This window comes from Tatumella citrea, assembly GCF_002163585.1.
Classification (GTDB): Bacteria; Pseudomonadota; Gammaproteobacteria; order Enterobacterales; family Enterobacteriaceae; genus Tatumella; species Tatumella citrea.
This window is the reverse complement of sequence record NZ_CP015579.1, coordinates 1,191,787-1,212,716: the sequence shown is the minus strand read 5'-3', so window position 1 is coordinate 1,212,716 and position 20,930 is coordinate 1,191,787. Positions and strand designations below refer to the sequence as shown.

Here is a 20,930-nt window from a genome sequence, read left to right as displayed (position 1 = left end):
AGCTTAGCTATGAAATCATCTTCTGTGATCTTCTCAGATTCGCAGCTGGTCCGCCAGGCAATCATCGCCTCATTTGCCAAGCTGAATCCACGGGTTCAGTGGCGTAATCCGGTAATGTTCATTGTACTGGCTGGCAGTATTTTCACTACGCTGCTGACAGTTTTTGGGCTGACTGATGGCCATGTGATGTTTACTCTCTCCATCAGTGGCTGGCTGTGGCTGACACTGTTGTTTGCTAATTTTGCTGAAGCACTGGCCGAAGGCCGCAGCCAGGCTCAGGCCAGTGCGTTACGGGATGCCCGGCAAACAGTCATGGCTAAAAAATTAGTCAACGCCCACTACGGTTCCGCCACGCAACTGACCCCTGCTTCCGCATTACGTAAGGACGATGTCGTACTGGCAGAAGCCGGCGACATTATCCCCTGCGACGGAGAAGTGATTCAGGGGGGAGCGTCAGTCGACGAAAGTGCTATCACCGGTGAATCTGCTCCCGTGATTCGTGAATCCGGAGGAGACTTTGCTTCGGTGACCGGTGGTACGCGAATACTCTCTGACTGGTTAGTGATTCGTTGCACAGCTAACCCGGGAGAGACCTTTCTCGACAGGATGATCGCTATGGTAGAAGGCGCTCAGCGGCGTAAAACTCCGAATGAAATCGCCCTGACCATCCTGCTGGTAGCGCTGACACTTATCTTTCTTTTAGTCACTGCAAGTTTATGGCCCTTCTCGGCCTATAGCGGCACTGCCGTCGGAGTGACTTCTCTGATTGCGTTACTCATCTGTCTGATACCCACCACTATTGGCGGTTTACTCTCAGCGATTGGTGTGGCGGGTATGAGCAGAATGCTTGGGGCTAATGTTATTGCGACCAGTGGGCGGGCGGTGGAAGCCGCCGGCGATATTGATGTGTTATTGCTGGATAAAACCGGCACCATCACCCTTGGCAACCGCCAGGCGTCGGATTTTATTCCGGCCCCCGGGGTTAATGAGCAACAACTGGCAGATGCAGCACTACTGTCATCGCTGGCAGACGAAACGCCTGAGGGCCGCAGCATAGTGGTTCTGGCCAGACAACGGTTCGGTCTGAAAGAGAAAGATATTGGTACGGCGACTTTTGTACCGTTTACGGCTCAGAGCAGAATGAGTGGTATCAATATTGGAGAGCGGATCATCCGTAAAGGCTCAGTGGATGCCATTCAGCGCTATATTGAAGCCGCAGGTAACCAGTTTCCTGCCGCCGTCGAACAGGCGGTCAGTGAGGTTGCCCGACGGGGAGAGACACCTCTGGTGGTAGCAGAAGGTAGCCATGTACTGGGGGTCATCGCCCTGAAAGATATTGTTAAAGGAGGCATTAAACAACGTTTTGCCCGGTTACGGGCCATGGGAATTAAAACCGTGATGATTACCGGGGATAATCGTCTGACTGCAGCAGCAATTGCGGCTGAGGCTGGCGTTGATGATTTTCTGGCGGAAGCGACACCGGAAGCAAAGCTGGCACTGATCCGACAGTACCAAAACGAGGGTCGTCTGGTCGCCATGACCGGTGACGGAACCAACGACGCTCCGGCTTTAGCCCAGGCCGATGTCGCAGTCGCGATGAATTCAGGAACCCGCGCAGCAAAAGAAGCCGGCAATATGGTTGATCTGGATTCAAACCCCACCAAACTGATCGAAATTGTACATATCGGAAAACAGATGCTGATGACCCGTGGCTCACTGACCACCTTTAGCATTGCCAACGACGTGGCTAAATATTTTGCCATTATTCCGGCAGCTTTTGCGGCCAGCTACCCGCAACTGAATACCCTGAATGTTATGCATCTGCATTCACCGGAATCAGCCATTCTTAGTGCCGTTATTTTTAATGCACTGATCATCTTCTTCCTAACTCCACTGGCACTCAAAGGCGTTCCATGGAAACCCATGAGTGCTGCGGCACTATTGCGCCGTAATTTATGGATCTATGGCCTGGGGGGATTAGTCGTGCCCTTTGTCGGCATCAAAATTATCGATTTACTGTTAACGTTCCTGGAACGGGCACAGGAGGTGTTATGAGACAGTTACGCCCTGCACTTATCGTATTTACAGTCCTTTTTCTGATAACTGCCGGAGTCTATCCGCTGCTGACCACGCTGGCTGGCCAGTGGTGGTTTCCGTACCAGGCTCAAGGGTCACTGATTACAACCGGTGATCAAATCCGTGGTTCGGCTCTGCTGGGACAAGATTTCACGTCAGCAGGCTACTTTCATGCCCGGCCTTCCGCCACCAGTGGATTTCCATACAATCCTTTGGCCTCCGGTGGCAGTAATCTGGCTGTCAGTAATCCGTTGCTTGATACCAGAATTGCGCAACAGGCCATGCTGCTGCACCAACAAAACCCGCTGGCCCGTGGCAAAATTCCCGTCGATTTACTGACTGCTTCTGCCAGTGGTCTGGATAACGGCATATCGCCCGCCGCTGCACAATGGCAACTACCTCGCGTGGCTCAAGCCAGGGGAATGACGGAGCAGCAATTGCAGATTATGATAGCCAAAAATACCGTCCATCCGTGGCCGGCATTTATCGGGGATAGCTATGTCAATGTAACCCGGTTAAATGTTGACCTCGATAATCTGAACGCCAGGTAACCCGATTCATGACAGAGCACAACCAGCGCCCTGACCCGGATACTCTGCTACAACAGCCTGAGTGCAGTCACCGGGGAAAGCTTAAAATTTACTTCGGAGCCAGTGCCGGGGTCGGCAAAACCTACGCGATGTTGCAGGAAGCACGGCGATTAAGGGATCAGGGGCTGGAAGTGTTGTGCGGTGTAGTAGAAACCCACGGGCGTGAAGAAACAGCCCGTTTGTTACAGGGTTTACCACAGCTTCCCCCGGCGCAGTATCTGCACCGGGGAAAACGTATCAGCGGATTCGATCCTGATGCTGCCCTGGCCCGTCACCCGGCGCTGATTCTGATGGATGAACTGGCATTCACCAACCCCCCCGGCAGTCGTCATCCAAAACGCTGGCAGGATGTTGAAGAGTTGCTGGAGGCCGGGATTGATGTGCTGACGACCCTCAATGTACAGCACCTGGAAAGTCTGAATGATCTGGTCAGTACAATGACAGGCATCAGAGTCAGAGAAACGCTTCCCGATCCGTTTTTTGATGCAGCAGATGAGATTATCCTGGTGGATCTGCCGGCTGATGATCTCAGACAACGACTGGCAGACGGTAAGATCTATATTCCGGCACAGGCTGAGCGGGCGATTGAGCATTTCTTCCGCAAAGGTAATTTAATAGCCCTGCGTGAACTTGCTCTGCGTCGTACTGCTGACAGAGTCGATGAGCAAATGCGCCTGTGGCGTGACAACCGGGAAAACGATCAGCTCTGGCACAGTCGCGATACTCTGTTGTTGTGTCTGGACTCTGAACGTGGCAATGAAAAGCTGATACGTACTGCAGCGCGACTGGCCGGAAAACTCGGTTGCGACTGGCATGCGGTATATGCTGAAACACCAGGGCTGTACAAACTTCCGGAGCAGCGCCGTCGTGCTATTCTCAAGGCATTACGGCTGGCCCGTGATATGGGGGCAGAAACAGCAACATTATCCGATCCGGATCGCGCTCTGGCGGTTATGCGCTATGCCCGCGAACACCGGCTGGGAAAAATCATGGTCGGACGAACAGAAAAACCACGCTGGGATCCACGTAAAACCCTGACTGAGCAGTTAACCCGCCGTCAGGATGGCCCGGATATTATCGTTATAGCACTGGACGATGTCGCTGCAACACCTGCGGATAAAACCCACGATAACCCTGTAACGCGTATCGCATGGCACGGCTATTTGCGAGGTTCAGCAATGGCTGTGGTGTTGTGTGCCGTCACGACATTAATAACAAGCCGCTGGTTACCACAGATTGATGATTCTAATCTGGCAATGCTTTACCTGCTGAATGTAGTCATTATTGCTTTGCTGTATGGCCGCTGGCCTTCGGTAATTGCCAGCATCATTAATGTCATTAGTTTCGATCTGTTTTTTATTGCGCCTAAAGGGACTCTGGAAATTGCCAATATCCAGTATCTTGTCACCTTTGGTGTGATGCTGATCGTCGGAATTGTTATCGGAAATCTCACCGCCGGTGTCCGCCACCAGGCGCGTATTGCCCGCTACCGGGAACAACGAACCCGGCAGTTGTATGAAATGTCGAAAGCGCTGGCTCATACCAGAAGTAACACCGAACTGGCTGCAGTCAGCGAAAATTTTATCGCTTCGACTTTCAATGCAACCTGCCAGTTGTTACTGCCGGATGATCAGGGCAATCTGCTGCCACTGACGGCCCGACAGCCAATGACACCCTGGGACGAGAGCATCGCCCGCTGGAGTGCAGGCAAAGGTCTGGCTGCCGGTGCCGGGACAGATACTCTGCCGGCAGTGCCTTACCAGATTATCCCTCTCAACAGCGGCGACAGAACCCATGGATTAGTCATTATTGAACCCGTCAGTCTGCGTCAGTTAATGATCCCTGAACAACAACGTCTGATGGAAACCTTTAGTATGTTGATTGCTGGTGCTCTTGAACGACAACGGCTGCTTAGCAGTGAGCAGCAGGCGCGTCTGAACAGCGAACGGGAACAACTACGCAATGCTTTCCTCGCTGCTTTGTCACACGATCTGCGAACTCCTCTGACCATACTTTCCGGGCAGGCAGAAATGTTATCTGCAGACCTGTTACGGGAACAATCGGATCATACTTTTCAGGCTCAACAGATCCACCAGCAGGTGATCAGCACTTCACGTCTGGTCAATAACCTGTTGGATATGGCACGTTTTCAGTCTGACGGTTTTACGTTGAATAAAGAATGGATGACCTTGCAGGAAGTCGCAGGTAGCGCCCTGCAATCTATGCCGGGAGTTTCTCAGCGTGATAACGTCAAATTAATCATAGCTGACCCCTTATCTCTGGTCTGGCTGGATGGTGCATTGTTCCAACGGGTGATGATGAATTTATTAGAAAATGCCACTAAATATGCCGGGGAACATGCCAGTATAGAACTACGTGCAGTAACACATAACGGCGAATTTCGTGTTGATATTCTGGACGATGGTCCGGGAATACCCGGCGACCAATTCCTGGACATATTTAATAAGTTTACCCGCGGAAATAAAGAGTCAAATATCCCGGGGATTGGTCTGGGGCTGGCCATTTGCCAGGCCATTGTGAGCGTGCATGAAGGTACCATAACCGCAGCTAACCGCCCGGAAGGCGGAGCTGTATTTTCGGTTATTCTGCCTCAACCCGAACCACCACAACTGGAGGATCTGGAGTAACCATGGCAATTTCTGTACTGATAATCGAGGATGAGCAGCATATCCGTCGTTTTCTGCGCGTAGCACTGGAAGCCGAATCTTTCCGCGTTCATAAAGCGGATACCCTGCAACGAGGCCTGATTGAAGCGGCCACGCGCAAACCTGAACTGGTGATCCTCGATCTCGGATTGCCTGACGGTAATGGTGTGGATTTTATCCGTGAGTTTCGTCAGTGGAGCCAGGCCCCACTTATCGTCCTTTCTGCCCGCAGCGATGAGGCGGATAAGATTATCGCTCTGGATGCTGGTGCCGATGATTATTTATGTAAACCCTTTGGTATCGGCGAATTTCTTGCCAGGCTAAGGGTTCTGCAGCGACGAATACATCAGCCAGATAGTGGTGACGCGGTTTATACATTTTCACAGGTCACCGTTGACCTTGCGGCACGGACAGTCACCCGCAATGGTAGCCATGTACATCTGACTCCCATCGAGTTTCGTTTACTGGCCGTGCTACTGAAAAACCACGACAAAGTACTAACCCGCTATCAGTTGTTGAGCCAGGTATGGGGACCTAATGCCGTAGAAAGTAACCACTATCTGCGAATATATATGGGGCACCTGCGACAAAAGCTGGAAAATGATCCTGCCAGGCCCTGCCATCTACTCACAGAAAGCGGTATCGGTTACCGGTTTATTTTGCAGTAAGCCCGGGCGGCAATAAGACCCATCTGTTCCTGCCGGGTAGCCTGTGGCCAGAAGTACAACCTGAGACTGACTGTTTTATTGATTCATTGCTGAGCATTCAGGTGAATTAAAGAAATCAGCCAGTTGTCTGGTCGTTTCTTCAGGTTGTTCTTCAGGTAAGAAATGTCCGCAGGGTAATCCTTTTGCAGTCACCTGTTCAGCCCGTTGATGCCATAATGCTTCAACCGGATAAAGCGATCCTACCAGTCCGCTGGTGCCCCACAATACCAGTAATGGCATTTCCAGCTTGTTGCCTGCATCAGCCTTATCGTGGAGCAGATCGATGCCCGCTGATGCACGGTAATCTTCACAACTGGCGTGGATAGCCGCCGGATCACGAAAACTTTCGCGATATTCCTCCAGTGCTTCGTTCGAATAGACAGCCATCCCACTCCTTCCCCACGCCTTAAGTTTACTTTCCATATAAAAATCAGCCTGTGCACCGATAAGCCTTTCAGGTAACGGGGATGGTTGAATCAGAAAAAACCAGTGGTAGTAACCGGTCGCAAATTTCCTGTCAGTTCGGGCATACATCTCCTCTGTTGGCGCAATATCCAGTAGTGCCAGTTTTTCAACTGACTGTGGATAATCCAGGGCCATGCGATATGCCACCCGGGCACCTCTGTCATGTCCGGCTAACATAAAGGTCTGATATCCAAGAGCTTGCATCAGGCTAATCTGGTCTGACGCCATTACACGTTTAGAATAGGTCAGATGTTTTGCATCCGATGACGGTTTATCTGAACCACCGTAGCCCCGCAGATCAGGGGCTATGACCCGAAATCCCCGGGCTACCAGTGCAGGAGCGACCTTGTGCCAGCAGGCAGAAGTCTGCGGGTAGCCATGCAGCAGCAATAAGGGTATCCCCTCCCCGCCCATCCTCACGCGCAGTTTCAGACCTGACGGAAGGGTGATTTTAGTATCCTCAAAACCTTCAAACATAATTAACTCCTGAGTGAATAATTTCAGTCAGGATTATGGTCACCTGCAATTAATTTGTTAAATTAATAATAAATAACCTAATTAAGTTGATTCCTTAATGAATAGCGCAACTGCTTTTGAACTTGATGCACTTAATGCTTTTGTCACTGTGGCGGAATACCGGAGTTTTACCCTGGCGGCCGACAGGCTCAGCCTGACCCAGTCAACGATTAGCCAGCAGATTAAACGTCTGGAGGAACGGGTAGGCAAAACTCTGTTTTTGCGTTCTACCCGTTCGGTAAACCTGACAACAGACGGCCACCTGTTAATTGATTATGCCCGCTCTATATTGAAACTGGCGAATGAAGCTCATACACGGTTACTGGATAATGAAATCGCCGGCCATCTGTCATTGGCAGTTTGTGATGATCTGGCCAGTTACTGGTTACCTGACATTATCCGGCGGTACCATCAATGTACCCGGAATGTCCGGCTTGAAATCAATGTGGGTATCACCGACCAGCTGTTGGAGAGTGGCGAGCGCGGTTGCAGCGATATAATTCTGGCTAAATCTTTAGAACTTAACTCCAACAGCAGGATGATTGGCAGCTCCCCGCTGGTCTGGGTAGGAGACCCCGATCTGGTCAGTGATTCTCAACAACCTGTACCACTGGCGCTATTCGATGAAGGCTGTGTTTATCGCCGTGCGGCAGTCAGCACCTTAAATAGTGCCGGGAGATGTTGGGAAGCTACGGTGATCAGTCCCGGACTCAGTGCCATTCATGCAGCAGTCATTGCCGGGGTTGCGATAGCCCCTCTTGCGGAATGCTTTGTTCCTTCAGAATTTAACAAAATTAGCACTGGTTTACCGCCTTTGCCTCAGGTTTGTTTTACCCTGACGATAGCGAAGGCAGCGGAAAGCAAACCCGAGGTGCAGCGTTTTCTGGAACTGATGACCGTAAGCGGATTAACTTTTAACTGAGGCCGGGGGTAAGGCGCGACTTATGTCTGACACCATTACAGGTCGGGTCTGGCATTTAACGTTACCAAAGCACCCGTATGTTGCTGCCGGATAAAATCAGAAGCTAACAGAACAGGCACGCTGTTCTGTCCCCAAACATCAGACCTAAAGGCAACTCAGGCAAATTCGTTTTACTGATGGGCCAGAGCACTCCAACCGTGGATTCCCATATAGATTCCCGTGACCGCAATTAATACACTCGAAAAATAAGGAGCTCTGCGGGCTATGGTATTAAAACCTTTCCATCGTTTAGCAACCTGCCGCACACTTATCGCCGCACCCACTCCCACAGAAACCAATGTCAATGCCAGGCCAATACTAAAGCAAATGACCAGGGTTGCCCCCAGAGCCAGAGCTTTGAGCTGCAGGCAGATTAATAACACAGTAATAGCCGCCGGGCAGGGAATGAGTCCGCCAGTCAACCCAAACAACAGGATTTGCCAGTTGCCTACTTTTTGCCCGGTAAAACGCCGTTTGATATCATTAGCATGAGCCAGTTCATGGGTATCCTGATATTCCTGCAGGTTCCTGCCAATGCCTGCAGATAACGTACCATTATCGTGGTCATGGTTATGGTTATGGTCGTGGTCGTGGTCGTGGTCGTGGTCACCATAGTTCAAATCATAATCATGATGATGGCCATGATGTCCCAGAGACAATCGAACACTAAACCGGCGCGACTCCGGAACCGGGTAAACAGATTCCAGGTAATCCCCGTGATCAACAAACTTGTAAATCTGCGAGAATGTACTCTGTTGACCCGGAATAACTAATGAGACGTCCCCTGCCTGCCATTTTCGGCCGCTTAGCGTACGAAACTGCCAACGGGCAAGCTGCCCTTCACCTGCCACCGATAGTTCTACAGCGCCGTGACCAGTATCAATTCGTTTTACATCACCATGCGGCGAATGTTCATGAGTGTTCATACCTGCCAGCCAGTTTCTTTCTCCGCGCCAGGTTTGCCAGAACATCCAGCCAGCGGTCCCCAGAATAATGACTGCGGAAATCAGTTGTAGCCAGGGTTCGGCAGATTCAGCGGTAAATTTGTGGCTGATCATCATCCCGCCAAACGCAATTAACCAGACAATAGCGGTGTGTGAAAGTGTTGCTGCCAACCCCAGCATCACAGCCTGTCGGGTAGTGCCTTTTATGGCGATGATAAAAGCCGCCATCATAGTTTTCGAGTGCCCCGGTTCCAGTCCATGAAGCACTCCAAGCAGAATAGCCCCTGGAATAAAAAACCACGCATTGCCTTGCTGGAGGAGAGCGGTAAATTCGGTCATATAAAAATGTCCTGGTTAACAATAGAGAGCAGCAATCTACTCCCCCCCAGTATAATATACTCCCCCCCCTGTAGACCAGTGATGATATAATAATGCCTATACCACCTCCTGCAGGAACCTCGAAATGTCACATACTACTCAGGAAAAACAAAAACTTAAAAACCGAGCCAGTAAAATCCAGGGACAGGTAGCTGCTCTGAAAAATATGCTGGATGAACCTCACGACTGCGCGGAAGTCTTGCAGCAAATTGCAGCCATAAGAGGCGCCGTAAATGGTTTAATGCGTGAAGTCATCAAAGGGCATTTAACAGAGCATATTGTTCATGAGGATGAAGTTCAAAAACGCGAGGAAGATCTGGATGTAGTACTGAAAATACTTGATTCCTATATTAAATAGTTTATTAACACCAATCATCAGTTCAAACATTACCTGCCAGATTCGGGCTGTTTCAGCTTAATAGTTTTCGGTGTAAAACCACTGCTAATGCGCTCCGCAGCTATATCAGCCATACTCCGGAGAATCAGACTCACGGCGACACTCTTCTGTCTGCGGCCAACGATTTCCTCTTTTCATTTCCGTTCAGATATGCAACCATTAAGGAATTGATCATTTCCTTATTTTTATATCTATTGATGCCAGCTAATTAGAATCAAATTAACTGGTCGTAAAAACCCCATCAAATAAGGAAATGATCATTTTAAAATATAAGGAGACCTTTATGCCAGACACTACCAACTCACATTGCTGGTCACAGCCGGTCGACCAGCTACCCGGATTCAATCACTACTACCAGACGGTTGAAGGAGTAAGAATACATTATGTCAGTGGCGGAAATCCGCAGGGCGAAGTTTTGTTGCTGCTGGCAGGATTTCCCCAGAGCTGGTATGCATGGCATAAAGTGATGCCACACCTTGCTGAGCGTTTCCGGATTATTGCACCTGATTTACCAGGCCAGGGCGATTCCGACAAACCTTTACATGGTTATGATACGCTGGCGCTGGCAGGGAAAATTCATGCACTGATGCAAATTTTAGGTATAGAACGTTACTCTCTGGCAGCACATGATGTCGGCGCCTGGGTGGCCTGGCCCTATGCCATGAAATATAGCCAGCAGGTTAAAAAACTGGCTTTGCTGGATGCAGGTATCCCCGGGATTACCTTACCGGAGGCTTTACCGGTTTCTCCGGATAATGCCTGGAAACTGTGGCACTTTGCCTTTCATCTGGTACCTGATTTGCCTGAATCCCTGATTCGTGGACGTGAAGATATTTATCTGGAATGGTTTTTACGCCGTAAAACTGTGAGCCCTATGGTTTTCACCGACGGAGATATGGCGGAGTATTTGCGGATTTTTCGCAAGGAAGGAGCATTACGTGCAGGCCTGGCCCCTTATCGTGAAATAGCACTGTCTGCAGAACAGAACCGACAACTTCGTGACCAGGGCAAACTGACAGTTCCTCTGCTGGCGGTCAGTGCTGATCAGGGCTCAATAGCCGATATGGCTGCTCCGTTATGCCAGTTTTCAGAGAATGTTACCGCAATAACCATTGCGCACAGTGGCCATTTTATTCCGGATGAACAACCCGCTGCACTGGCCAGTGCACTGAATGAGTTTTTCAGCTGAAAAGCTGAACAGATAGCACCATCCTGTTCTGCCAGCCGCGGTGACGTATCCGTTGCTGGCAGTGCAGCGCTCATTGCCAGCACTCCACGAGATAGGCTGACTAACACTGTTTAACCACCCGTCAGGCTTTAAGCCAATATTCAGAGCCACTGGCCTGCGGTTTACCGACGTTCAAATAATGAGGCGAGTTGCTGCAACACCTTACCATCCACTAACCCTGCGTAATAATGCAGTTCCAGCCAGGCTGAGACCGCACTGTAACGGGCTTCCGACAGATCCCTTTGTACCGAGCTAAGCTGCAGTTCTGCATTCAACACATCCTGATTGATACGTTCCCCTCCCCGAACACTGCTCTTTGTCGCCACTATCAGAGTCTGCTGAGTACGTTCAGCCAGCTGATAGGCGGCAATTTTTGCCCGGGAGCTGTTTAGCAGATGGTACTGTTTACGTATCTGTTTGCGAATTTCATTGTTTTGTAAGTCCTTACCATGAATGGCTTGCTGATATTGTGCCTGAGCACGGCGGGTTGCTGCAGCTGTGCCGCCACCGGAAAAAATCGGCATACTGATTTGTATACCCACTGTCCCTGTGTCATAGCGCTGATGATAATTTGATTCACCGTCCGAATAGGTGTTTCTGTAGCTGACCACCAGGCTCGCCTGCGGAAAATGCCCGGCGCGCTGCTTTTCAATTTCATGCTTAGCCACCTCAAGAGAATAATTAAGCGCCTGCAGTTGCGCATTGTGTTTTATGGCCAGTGCCAGCCAGTGCGGGTAGCCGTTAGATTCTGAGAGTAGTAACCCCGGATTTTTCAGCAGCGGAGTAAGTTCTTCGATGGTCACCGCTGTTCCGGTGATTAATTGCAGCTCCTGCAGGCTGAGGTCCAGATTGTTTTGTGCCGCTATCTGCTCCGCACAGGCCAGATTTATCCGGGCCTCTGTTTCAAGGATATCGGTCAGTGTTCCTTCGCCGGCCTGATACAGCCGCTGGTTGAGTTGATGCTGTTCGGTGAAAACTCGTTGTTGTTGCAACACCAGTTCATTCAGTTCTGCGTGATACAAGGCCGCCGTATAGGCGTTGAATAAACGCAGCAGTAATCTCTGCTGTTGATCCCGCATTAGCTGTTTTGCCTGTTCTGCACCCGCAGTCCCCTGTCGGTAAACTGACCAGCTTTCATAATCCAGCAGCGGCTGACGTAAGGATAGCGACGATACATAGCTACCGTACTGGCGTTCAGTACTACGGTTGCCGGAAGTGACCGTAGAATCGTGATACGACTTCTGATAGTCATAAACCACTTTAGGCAATAAAGCCGCCAGCCCGATAAACTCCTGTTCCTTACCTGCCTGACTGGCCTGTATGGCCGACTGATATTGCGGATCATTCACCAGTGCACGCTGCCAGGCCTCTGTTATCCCCAACGCGTGCACTGGCTGAATACAGGCCAATATCACTAACAGGCAATAGCTTGCCTGTTGAGAAGGAAGCATTCTGTTTTTCATCATTACTCCTCCGTAAACGCCGGTTTCAGTCGATCAGACAAGGGTTTAAACAGGTAGTTGAACAGTGAACGTTCACCGGTGCGAACAAAAGCTTCGACAGGCATTCCCGGGCGGACGTTAAAGGTTTCAATAAAGTCATTATTCTCCCCCTCCACCTGAATATAGAGGGCGTAATAAGGCTGGTCGGTGGTGGGATTTTGTAACTGATCGGCGCCGACTAACCTGATACGGCCGCTCACCCGGGGGGTGGTACTTTGATTAAATGCGGTAAATAACAGCTCAACCTGAGCCCCTGGCGACACTTTATCTATCAGATTTACCGGTAATTGTGCAGCTATCTGCAACGGTTGCTTATCCGGGACAATCTCCATCAGTATTTGCCCGCTCCCGACAACCCCTCCCTGGGTATGTAATGCCAGACCCACCACCAGTCCACTGGCAGGAGCAGTAATCACTGTATTATCGAGTTCATATTCAGCCACGCGTAAACGCTGGCTGAGATCCTGCTGAACATGTTGAATATCAATTAACTGGCTGTGGATCTCTTTCTGGTAATCGCGCTCATGCTGAATCAACCTGTGTTCCAGTTCCATGCGCTGTTGTTGCATGCTGGTAATATTGCTGCTTTCCTGCTGCCGGGTTCCTGATAGCTGAAAATATTGCCGCTCCAGTTCTGACAGGCGGTTAGCTGCAACGTACCCCTGTTCTGCCAGCGGACGCAGTCTGTGTAGTTGCTGACTAAGCAAACGAAGTTGCGACTGGTAGTTATCCGCCATGGCCTGCGCACCGGCGATTTGAGCGGTCATTGCGCTAATTGCTGAGCGAATAGCCGTGATTTCCTGCTGCCGCGAAGCCCGGCGACTGAGGAAAAGTTGTTGCTGTGCAGTGCGTAACGCTGAAATAAATGGTGAGCCCCCGGGTGTACCCGCTTTTAGCGGTTCATCCCCGAAGATAACCAGAGGCAAATTATCACGTTCAGCCAGAAGCCGGCTCAGCGTTGCCCTGGCTTCGGATTGCTGATTGCGCAGATTATCGCGTAAAGCTCGCGCGGAGGTATCATCGAGTACCACCAGTCTCTGGGCGTACCGGACATATTGTCCTTCACTTACTTCAAGCCTGGCTATCCTTCCTCCTGACACAGGCTGCACCGCCTTTCTGTTTTCTGCCACTATAACCACGCCAGGAACCGTCACTCCTTTATCCAGTGGCGCCCGGATCGCCCAGACCAACATACCGGTAAAAACCACAGCAACAATGGCAACACCGTTATGCATCAGCCTCCGGGGCCGGGGAAAGTCAGTTTTCTCTGCCTGAGGGGGTTTTGACATTTTAGTTCACTCCCGGCGGCCGGGTGGATTTTGTCATGTTGTCCGGAGTTGGACGATTTTTGACGGCTGGCGCTGGCTGTTCCGCAGCACGAATACTCTGCATAAACTGCTGAGTGCTGCCTGAATAGCTCATCTGTCCGTGAGTGAGAATCAGTATTTTATTGCTGCAGGGCAGCAGTAACCGGGTATGAGTAATGATAATTTGTGTACTTCCGGCAACTTGTTGCGCCCTGATGGCAGCAATCAATGCCTGTTTACCCTCATCATCCAGGCTGGCATCCGGTTCATCCAGTACTATCATTCGCGGGGAGTGATACAGGGCTCTTGCCAGGCCCAAACGCTGTTTCTGACCACCTGAAAGTATGATCCCGGTCGGCCCCAGCAGCGTATCGTAGCCCGCTGGCAGTTGCAGTATCATACGGTGGATCCCTGCATTGCGGGCTGCCGTCACTATTTTTTCTTCATCCGGATCAGAGAACCGGGCAATATTTTCAGCCACAGTCCCTTCAAAAAGTTGAATATCCTGGGGCAGATAACCGAGGCAAGGACCAAGAGTCAGCGGGTCATACTGATGAATATCTGCGCCATCCAGCCGTACTGATCCCATAAAAGGTTCAACTGCACCCACCAACAGTCTGGCAAGCGTCGATTTCCCGCCACCGGAAGGACCCATAACCATCATCACGTCACCGGGTTGTAATTCAAAACTAATATCGCGAAGCGGGTATTGAGCCAGGCCCGGTAGTTTTGCTGAGAGATTATCTACGCGCAGATTTCCGGAAGGTGAAGGTAGCGGCATAGCCTGTCTGCCCGCAGGGAACTGTTCTAACAACGCACTTAACCGTTGCCATGCCTGGAGTGCCTGCGTCCAGCCTTTCCATACAGCTATCAGTTGATCGACCGGGGCCAGCACCCGCCCCGTCAGGATTGAACCGGCAATCATCATCCCCGGCGTAATTTCACCATTCAGGACCAACAATGCGCCGAGACCTAATACCCCGGACTGGAGTACCAGTCTGACAAAACGGGTTATAGCTGAAATCGCGGCGCCTTTCTCACTGACCAGATTTTGTTGCTGTAAAAATGCTTCATGCTGTATCAACCATTTGCGGTACATAGCCTCTTGCATGCCCATGGCCGTTATGGTATCTGCCTGGCGCAAACAGGTGTTAGCCTGTAGAGTTGCTGAGGCAGAGATCGATCCTGCCTGATTCATGGCTTCATGTGTCAGACGCTGATTCAGCCACGCCAGCAGAATTAAAATAATTGCTCCGGCCAATGCCATTATCCCCAGCCAGGGATGTAGCCAAAAAATGATCAACAAGTAGACGGGAAACCAGGGAGCATCAAAAAAAGCAAATAATGCATTGCCACTGGCAAACTGCCTTAACAGGGTTAGATCATTCAGAGCCTGGGAGGAATGCGTAGTATTTTGGCGAAGAAAACCTTCAAATGCACTGAAAAATATACGCTTATTTATTTTTGTATCTAAATAAGCCCCCAACCGAATTAACAAAACATTGCGAATCCATTCAACAACTCCTATGGAGAAAAATAACCAGATAACCATGACAGTTAACATGATAAGAGTCATTTTATTTCCGGAAGATAATACCCTGTCATACACCTGCAGCATATAAACCGAAGGAGCCAGCATCAGAAGATTAATAATCACACTGAAAAAAACAATACTCCACAGCTCTTTTTTGCAACTTAATACAGCAGCGGTTAACTCGTTTCTTCCGGAAAATTCAGATGCAGACTTTCTCATTTTGTCCATTGACTATCCATGTCGACCTTCGCTGTCGGTGATTACACGCCAAAGTGCGACTCCCCAGTCGGCACCCCGGTTTTAGCACTGGCATTCACAGTTCATAGTGAACACAAAAATAATGGCAAGAAAAGCACTTTTTGTCGATGCCCGGGAAGAATAATTATTAATTCACTGACGGCTTAATTTTAAATTACCAGTTAATTCATTAATTTATATTACTTACAGACAGTCATCCTGATTTTGATCCCTCGCATATTTTTTAATTTTTAAGATTTTTTCGTGTTTAATTTTCTTAAATGAAATATTCACATACCCGGAAGAGTATCCGCAGTGATATTTTATAGTCAATCATTAAGATATTGATAGGATATAAGATTAATTATGCTAAATTCCTTGCAACAGTAAGTTTCGCATGGAGCAGAGCCAGATATCACATCTTTCAGGCCACCAGGAAAAATAGATTATGGAAAATCGCATCAGAAAAAATCCGAAAGCTATTACCGGAAAGCAGTATTTAATACTGGGGAGGCCTGCCGGCCTCTTGCTGCTTTGTCTTTCCGCAATTTTCAATTACATCTACTCCATGCTTATCCCCGTATTTTATGTATTAGCAATCCAACTCCCGACAGAACAAGATATCCACTATACTGAAGGTCTATTCACTTACAGAGAGGTGGGAAGAAAATATTACCAGATAGGCTTAAAAAAAGGAAAAGACACTGAATTTTTCTCATGTAAACAAAATTATTTTGGCCCTCACCTTTGTGAAATCGATAAAAATTATTACAGTCAAATCATAGAAGATTTAGAAAAACAACATAAACAGACGAATGTAGATATTAAACATAAACTGTATGAACAATGGCAGGGAAAACCAGCAAGAATTGGCTGGTTTAGCCAAAACTATAGTTTTTTAAGTACCAAACGAAGGGTTATCCAGGCTACCGTTGACGGTAAAGAGGTGGTTAAAATTGAGAGTGTAAAAAAAATAATTAATAAACGTAAAGATACCTGGTTTGTTGATATAATAATCTCACTCCCCTTTCTGGCTGGCATAATTTACCTTGCCTCAGTGTTAATTTTAAATAATGGAGGAAAAGAAACTAATAATCAAACGACAGATTAATACTCATGAAATTAACATTAATTTCATGAAAATTTAAACTCTCCACACTGCCCAGTGTCAGTAAAGAAAATACACACCATGAATAATAACACTACCAAAAAACCTGAAACCCTTGCTGAAAATAGTTATTTAATACCAGGGAGACCTGCTGGCAGCTTATTGGTTTGCCTGGGTGCAATCATCTATTACCTGTACTGCATGATTATCCCTATTTTTTTTACATTAGCTGTTCAGTTCCCGGAACAACAAGACATCCACTATACTGAAGGTTTGTTTACTTACAGAGAAGTGGCAAGAAAACATTACCAGATTGGCGTGATTACAGATAGTAATACTGATTTCTTTTCATGTCGTTCATCTTATTTCGCCCCTGACCTTTGCGAAATAGACAAAGAATATTATAAGCAATTAGAAGATGAGTTAAAAAGAAACAATAAACGAACCAATATTATTATTGAACCAAAAATTTATCAAGAATGGCAGGGAAAACCAGCAAAAATCGGCTGGTTCAGGCAGAGATATAGCTTATTCAGTACCGACAGAAGAGTTGTCCAGGTCATCATTGATGGCAAAGAAGTCGTTTCAAAGGAGAATGTTAACAAGAATATCATCAGAAGCAAGGAAAGCTGGATTCTTGATCTAATAATATCATTACCATTGTTGGCATTTACTTCCTACCTCACCTTAACGCTAATATTAAATAAGGACAATAAACATGATAATCTAAGAAAAAAAGGTCTATAACAAAAAATTATATTTCACAGTTAAAATGCAAGAGTGTATCATGGATAGGAATAACCAAGAAAACACCGGAAAACTTAGTGGGAAGCTTTTTTTTATACCAGGCATACCTGCCGGGTGGATATTATCATATCTGGGACTAATATTTTTTTACTTGTACTTTGTGATTACTCCACTATTTTTCTCTCACGCTATTGAATTTCCAAACAAAGATGAAATTCATTACTCTGAAGGAGTATTCACTTACAGAGAGGTAGGTAGAAAAAACTACCAGATGGGAGTAAGCTCCAGTACTAATACTGAATTTTTTTCATGTAAGTCATCTTATCTCAGTCCTGACGTTTGTGAAGTAGACCGCATATACATCAACCAGTTATTTGATCTTTTAAAAAAAAATAATAAACCTGAAAATGTGATCCCTCTTCAAAAATTATATCAAAAATGGAAGGGTAAACCCGTAATAATAGGCTGGTTCAGACAGAGGTATAACATTTTTAGTACTGGAAGAAGAGTTGTACAGGTTATCATTAGTGACGAGGAGGTGGTTTCAAATAAAAATGTAATTGATACTATTGCCTGGGAAAAAAACAACTGGTTTATTACCTTGGTAATATCATCTCCATTATTTGTTATCATCACAACAATCACCAATAGAATCATATTAAATAGGGATATTAAAAATGGGAAATAAAACAATTGAAGCTGGGTTAGGCAACTTATTATCTTTCATAAGCTGGAATACAAATATCGCCCCCACAATTAAAAACATTGCTGAAGCTAATGAAAATAATTCTTACTTTAAAGCAACTGTCAGTAGTCTACAAACAGCAGGTTCTGCATTAGAGACGGTTGGGAAAAGCTTCCCACTAATGAATATTGCTGGAAAAAATATTCCGGTTGCTGCGGTAGCCCTGTCAGCTGCAGGACTTTTAACAGATTTTTCTTCAATGGCAAGAGCCTATGAATCGACCGGGAAAATTAACACAAGTGATATCTACTCGGCTCTGGGGAATGTTGCTTCTGTAGCCAGTGCTATCGCTCTGGCTGCAGCTGCTGGGGCTGCCTCTGCACCTGTTGCGCTTGGGGCTGCTGGTGGATTAACCGTCCTCGCGGCAGTGTTATCGATAGCCAGTATGGCAGCCAAGGGTTCTATTGACCCGGGTAAGTATATGGATAATATCAGGGATGCCTTAAAACCGCTCAGTGATGCGCTGGGTGATGCCTACGATAATGCTATAGAAAATTTGTCGGATATGGTGGATTCTGCAGCTAACGCATTTGATGCGCTGACGGATTATATGAATGATGCCATGGAGTCACTGGCAAATTTTGCCCGGTCATTATTCGAGGATCCTGCCAGGGACGCCGCCAATAACGCAGCCGACCAGGCTGCTGCTGCGGCTGAGGATGCTGCCAACCAGGCCAGCCCGCTGATCGTCGATCTAGACGGAGATGGTGTAGAAACAGCAGAGTCTCCGGTTTATTTCGACCACGACGGCAATGGTTACGCGCAACTTTCTGGCTGGGTGGGTAGAGATGATGGGTTACTGGTACTGGACCGTAACGGCAACCATATCATAGATGATGGCAGTGAGTTATTTGGCAATAATACAGTGAGTTCCTCCGGTGAGACGGCGAACAACGGTTTCCTTGCACTGGCAGATTATGACAGCAACGGCGATGGGATGATTAGCAGCAAGGACGACATTTTTACCCGCCTGCAAATCTGGCAGGATCGTAACGGAAACGGCGTGACTGATGAAGGTGAGCTGTTCAGCCTGGAACAGGCGGGTATTGCGGCTATTCAGCTGAACTGGAGCAACAGTAAAGTCACCGATGAATATGGGAATGAGTTCCGCCAGCAAGGCCAGTATATAAAAACCGACGGAAGTCTGGCAGAAATCGTAGATGTCTGGTTCAGAGAAACCCGCAGTAATACCCTGGACAAACATAAAGTAGCGGTCAGCGACGATATCGCCAGCCTGCCAGATATTACCGCCACTGGGAATGTCAGTAATTTACATCAGTTAATCGCCCGTGGCGACCATGTTCTCAGAGATCTGGTGGAGCAATTTATTCAACAACCCGATCAGCAATTACGTTTTCAGTTGACCGATAAAATTATGCGACAAATGAGCGGAGCCATAAATTATACCGAAGATAGTCGTGGAGCATTTATTAGTGGTCAGAAATTGTTTGCTCTGGAAGCTTTTTTAGGCAGCGAATTCAGACAAAATGGTCATCCGGCCCCCTTGAGTAATGCAGCCCAACGTCTTGAATCAGCCTATGATATTTTACTGAACAACATTTATGCACAATTAACCGTGCAAACCCACCTGGCACCATTAATTGAGCAGGTTAACTGGCAGATAGAAAACCAGCAAATCGTTGCGGATACCAGCACTCTTATCAGGACACTACGGGAAGGGATAAATCAGTCCGATCTGGCTGCCCGGGATCAGCTGGTCGATTTATTGTTTGTTGTACAGCACCTGGATAGTGATTTTACGCGTCAACTGACCGAACAACTCTCAATGCTTAGCAATGCAGAAGGCGATGCTTTTGAGCGCATACTGGATATATTCATGCCCGAACTTTCCGCCCATCAGGTAATTGGAAACTTCGGTGACGATACTCTTTCTGCCGGGGAGATAGCATCGGTTATGTATGGGCTGGACGGCAATGACACACTAACCGGTTCAAAATTTACTGATACGTTGTATGGCAATAAGGGCGACGACTATCTGAATGGTAGCTACGGCAATGATCTGTATATCTACACTCGCGGTGACGGGCACGACACGATTATGGAATCGTCCTTCGAGGGGACTGACGACCGGCTGTGGCTGAAAGATATCACCGCCTCTCAGGTGACGGTCAGCCGTGACGGGGCCGATATACTGCTGACCATTGCCGAAAGTAGCGCCGGGGCCGCTGACGGTGGTTCGGTGCGGCTGGTGGATCAGGCCGCATCGGGCAAATTCCAGACCGGAGTGGAATGGCTTGAGTTTGCCGACGGTACGCGCTGGAACCAGCAGCAACTGCGCGAGCAGATGTTTGCCACCGCCATAACCCCGGGGGATGACCGGATCACCGGCTCAAATATGGATGACCGGCTGCAGGGCGGGCACGGCGACGACTATCTGAATGGTAGCTACGGCAATGATCTGTATATCTACGCCCGGGGTGACGGGCACGACACGATTATGGAATCGTCCTTCGAAGGCACTGACGACCGGCTGTGGCTGAAAGATATCACCGCCTCTCAGGTGACGGTCAGCCGTGACGGGGCCGATATGCTGCTGACCATTGCCGAAAGTAGCGCCGGGGCCGCTGACGGTGGTTCGGTGCGGCTGGTGGATCAGGCCGAATCGGGTAAATTCCAGACCGGGGTGGAATGGGTAGATTTTGCCAATGGCCTTAGCTGGAATACATCAATGTTAAGCGAGTCATCTGTACCGGAAGACTGTTCTTTTTTCACCACTCCCCCCGAAATCACACAGGGTTATGAAGCAATGTACCTTAGCCACGATCTGATCTGATGCAGGCTATTGAAAAGTGGCGGCAGAA

The 20,930-nt window shown here is 48.4% G+C and carries 16 protein-coding genes; 11 read left to right on the top strand and 5 right to left on the bottom strand.

Annotation, left to right across the window (positions count from 1 at the left end):
- The first annotated feature begins 9 nt into the window (after nt 1-9).
- Genes kdpB through kdpE form a run of 4 tightly spaced genes read left to right on the top strand, consistent with a single transcriptional unit; the run spans nt 10 to nt 6,000 of the window.
- A complete protein-coding gene (gene kdpB, locus A7K98_RS05780) occupies nt 10-2,055 on the top strand; it encodes a potassium-transporting ATPase subunit KdpB (protein WP_087487703.1) in 2,046 nt (681 codons plus the stop codon).
- Nucleotides 2,052-2,627 carry a potassium-transporting ATPase subunit KdpC gene (gene kdpC, locus A7K98_RS05775; protein WP_087487702.1) on the top strand — a complete coding sequence of 192 codons (576 nt, stop codon included), beginning with the start codon at nt 2,052-2,054 and terminating at the stop codon, nt 2,625-2,627. Before kdpB ends, kdpC begins: the two co-directional genes overlap by 4 nt.
- An 8-nt stretch (nt 2,628-2,635) precedes the next feature.
- Entirely contained in the window at nt 2,636-5,314 is a 2,679-nt protein-coding gene (gene kdpD / locus A7K98_RS05770; RefSeq protein ID WP_087487701.1) for a two-component system sensor histidine kinase KdpD, read from the top strand.
- A gap of 2 nt (nt 5,315-5,316) precedes the next feature.
- The gene (gene kdpE, locus A7K98_RS05765; protein ID WP_087487700.1) at nt 5,317-6,000 is read left to right on the top strand and encodes a two-component system response regulator KdpE; all 684 of its coding nucleotides are present in this window, start codon (nt 5,317-5,319) and stop codon (nt 5,998-6,000) included.
- Nucleotides 6,001-6,075: 75 nt separating this feature from the next.
- On the opposite strand, the gene A7K98_RS05760 is transcribed toward kdpE, so the two are convergent.
- On the bottom strand, nt 6,076-6,981 hold the full coding sequence (locus A7K98_RS05760) for an alpha/beta fold hydrolase (RefSeq protein WP_087487699.1): 906 nt from the start codon (nt 6,979-6,981) through the stop codon (nt 6,076-6,078).
- A 97-nt stretch (nt 6,982-7,078) separates the two neighbouring features.
- Between A7K98_RS05760 and A7K98_RS05755 the strand changes: the two genes are divergently transcribed.
- The gene (locus tag A7K98_RS05755; RefSeq protein ID WP_087487698.1) at nt 7,079-7,942 is read left to right on the top strand and encodes a LysR family transcriptional regulator; all 864 of its coding nucleotides are present in this window, start codon (nt 7,079-7,081) and stop codon (nt 7,940-7,942) included.
- A 170-nt stretch (nt 7,943-8,112) separates the two neighbouring features.
- Here the strand turns inward: A7K98_RS05755 and A7K98_RS05750 are convergent, their stop codons facing one another.
- On the bottom strand, nt 8,113-9,264 hold the full coding sequence (locus tag A7K98_RS05750; protein WP_087487697.1) for a nickel/cobalt efflux protein RcnA: 1,152 nt from the start codon (nt 9,262-9,264) through the stop codon (nt 8,113-8,115).
- A 124-nt stretch (nt 9,265-9,388) separates the two neighbouring features.
- Between A7K98_RS05750 and rcnR the strand changes: the two genes are divergently transcribed.
- Both rcnR and A7K98_RS05740 read left to right on the top strand, forming a co-directional pair.
- Nucleotides 9,389-9,661 carry a Ni(II)/Co(II)-binding transcriptional repressor RcnR gene (gene rcnR, locus A7K98_RS05745; RefSeq protein WP_087487696.1) on the top strand — a complete coding sequence of 91 codons (273 nt, stop codon included), beginning with the start codon at nt 9,389-9,391 and terminating at the stop codon, nt 9,659-9,661.
- Between the two features lie 322 nt (nt 9,662-9,983).
- Nucleotides 9,984-10,889 (top strand): alpha/beta fold hydrolase, encoded by a 906-nt coding sequence (locus A7K98_RS05740; RefSeq protein WP_087487695.1) that lies wholly within the window; start codon nt 9,984-9,986, stop codon nt 10,887-10,889.
- A 161-nt stretch (nt 10,890-11,050) separates the two neighbouring features.
- Here the strand turns inward: A7K98_RS05740 and A7K98_RS05735 are convergent, their stop codons facing one another.
- The 3 genes from A7K98_RS05735 to A7K98_RS05725 are packed head-to-tail and all read right to left on the bottom strand — an operon-like array spanning nt 11,051 to nt 15,490.
- Complete coding sequence (locus tag A7K98_RS05735; RefSeq protein ID WP_087487694.1) at nt 11,051-12,394, bottom strand: TolC family outer membrane protein; 1,344 nt, start codon at nt 12,392-12,394, stop codon at nt 11,051-11,053.
- The gene (locus A7K98_RS05730) at nt 12,394-13,719 is read right to left on the bottom strand and encodes an HlyD family type I secretion periplasmic adaptor subunit (RefSeq protein WP_087487693.1); all 1,326 of its coding nucleotides are present in this window, start codon (nt 13,717-13,719) and stop codon (nt 12,394-12,396) included. The genes A7K98_RS05735 and A7K98_RS05730 overlap by 1 nt, the downstream gene beginning before the upstream one ends.
- Nucleotide 13,720: 1 nt before the next feature.
- Nucleotides 13,721-15,490: a type I secretion system permease/ATPase gene (locus tag A7K98_RS05725; protein WP_087490381.1), complete on the bottom strand. Its 1,770-nt coding sequence runs from the start codon at nt 15,488-15,490 to the stop codon at nt 13,721-13,723.
- Between the two features lie 466 nt (nt 15,491-15,956).
- Here A7K98_RS05725 and A7K98_RS05720 point away from each other — a divergent pair, with 466 nt between their 5' ends.
- The 4 genes from A7K98_RS05720 to A7K98_RS05705 all read left to right on the top strand — a co-directional run bounded on the left by A7K98_RS05720 (nt 15,957) and on the right by A7K98_RS05705 (nt 20,902).
- Nucleotides 15,957-16,619 carry a hypothetical protein gene (locus A7K98_RS05720; protein ID WP_087487692.1) on the top strand — a complete coding sequence of 221 codons (663 nt, stop codon included), beginning with the start codon at nt 15,957-15,959 and terminating at the stop codon, nt 16,617-16,619.
- A 78-nt stretch (nt 16,620-16,697) separates the two neighbouring features.
- Entirely contained in the window at nt 16,698-17,363 is a 666-nt protein-coding gene (locus A7K98_RS05715; protein WP_087487691.1) for a hypothetical protein, read from the top strand.
- A gap of 40 nt (nt 17,364-17,403) precedes the next feature.
- On the top strand, nt 17,404-18,051 hold the full coding sequence (locus A7K98_RS05710) for a hypothetical protein (protein WP_157665878.1): 648 nt from the start codon (nt 17,404-17,406) through the stop codon (nt 18,049-18,051).
- A 178-nt stretch (nt 18,052-18,229) separates the two neighbouring features.
- Nucleotides 18,230-20,902, top strand: a complete 2,673-nt coding sequence (locus A7K98_RS05705) for a calcium-binding protein (RefSeq protein WP_157665876.1) — start codon at nt 18,230-18,232, stop codon at nt 20,900-20,902.
- Nucleotides 20,903-20,930: the final 28 nt, after the last annotated feature.

What these genes read in the sequence shown, in the direction of transcription:
- kdpB (WP_087487703.1), top strand. Translation starts at nt 10, where the DNA reads ATGAAATCATCTTCTGTGATCTTCTCAGATTCGCAGCTGGTCCGCCAG.
- kdpC (WP_087487702.1), top strand. Translation starts at nt 2,052, where the DNA reads ATGAGACAGTTACGCCCTGCACTTATCGTATTTACAGTCCTTTTTCTG.
- kdpD (WP_087487701.1), top strand. Translation starts at nt 2,636, where the DNA reads ATGACAGAGCACAACCAGCGCCCTGACCCGGATACTCTGCTACAACAG.
- kdpE (WP_087487700.1), top strand. Translation starts at nt 5,317, where the DNA reads ATGGCAATTTCTGTACTGATAATCGAGGATGAGCAGCATATCCGTCGT.
- A7K98_RS05760 (WP_087487699.1), bottom strand. Translation starts at nt 6,981, where the DNA reads ATGTTTGAAGGTTTTGAGGATACTAAAATCACCCTTCCGTCAGGTCTG.
- A7K98_RS05755 (WP_087487698.1), top strand. Translation starts at nt 7,079, where the DNA reads ATGAATAGCGCAACTGCTTTTGAACTTGATGCACTTAATGCTTTTGTC.
- A7K98_RS05750 (WP_087487697.1), bottom strand. Translation starts at nt 9,264, where the DNA reads ATGACCGAATTTACCGCTCTCCTCCAGCAAGGCAATGCGTGGTTTTTT.
- rcnR (WP_087487696.1), top strand. Translation starts at nt 9,389, where the DNA reads ATGTCACATACTACTCAGGAAAAACAAAAACTTAAAAACCGAGCCAGT.
- A7K98_RS05740 (WP_087487695.1), top strand. Translation starts at nt 9,984, where the DNA reads ATGCCAGACACTACCAACTCACATTGCTGGTCACAGCCGGTCGACCAG.
- A7K98_RS05735 (WP_087487694.1), bottom strand. Translation starts at nt 12,394, where the DNA reads ATGATGAAAAACAGAATGCTTCCTTCTCAACAGGCAAGCTATTGCCTG.
- A7K98_RS05730 (WP_087487693.1), bottom strand. Translation starts at nt 13,719, where the DNA reads ATGTCAAAACCCCCTCAGGCAGAGAAAACTGACTTTCCCCGGCCCCGG.
- A7K98_RS05725 (WP_087490381.1), bottom strand. Translation starts at nt 15,490, where the DNA reads ATGAGAAAGTCTGCATCTGAATTTTCCGGAAGAAACGAGTTAACCGCT.
- A7K98_RS05720 (WP_087487692.1), top strand. Translation starts at nt 15,957, where the DNA reads ATGGAAAATCGCATCAGAAAAAATCCGAAAGCTATTACCGGAAAGCAG.
- A7K98_RS05715 (WP_087487691.1), top strand. Translation starts at nt 16,698, where the DNA reads ATGAATAATAACACTACCAAAAAACCTGAAACCCTTGCTGAAAATAGT.
- A7K98_RS05710 (WP_157665878.1), top strand. Translation starts at nt 17,404, where the DNA reads ATGGATAGGAATAACCAAGAAAACACCGGAAAACTTAGTGGGAAGCTT.
- A7K98_RS05705 (WP_157665876.1), top strand. Translation starts at nt 18,230, where the DNA reads ATGAATATTGCTGGAAAAAATATTCCGGTTGCTGCGGTAGCCCTGTCA.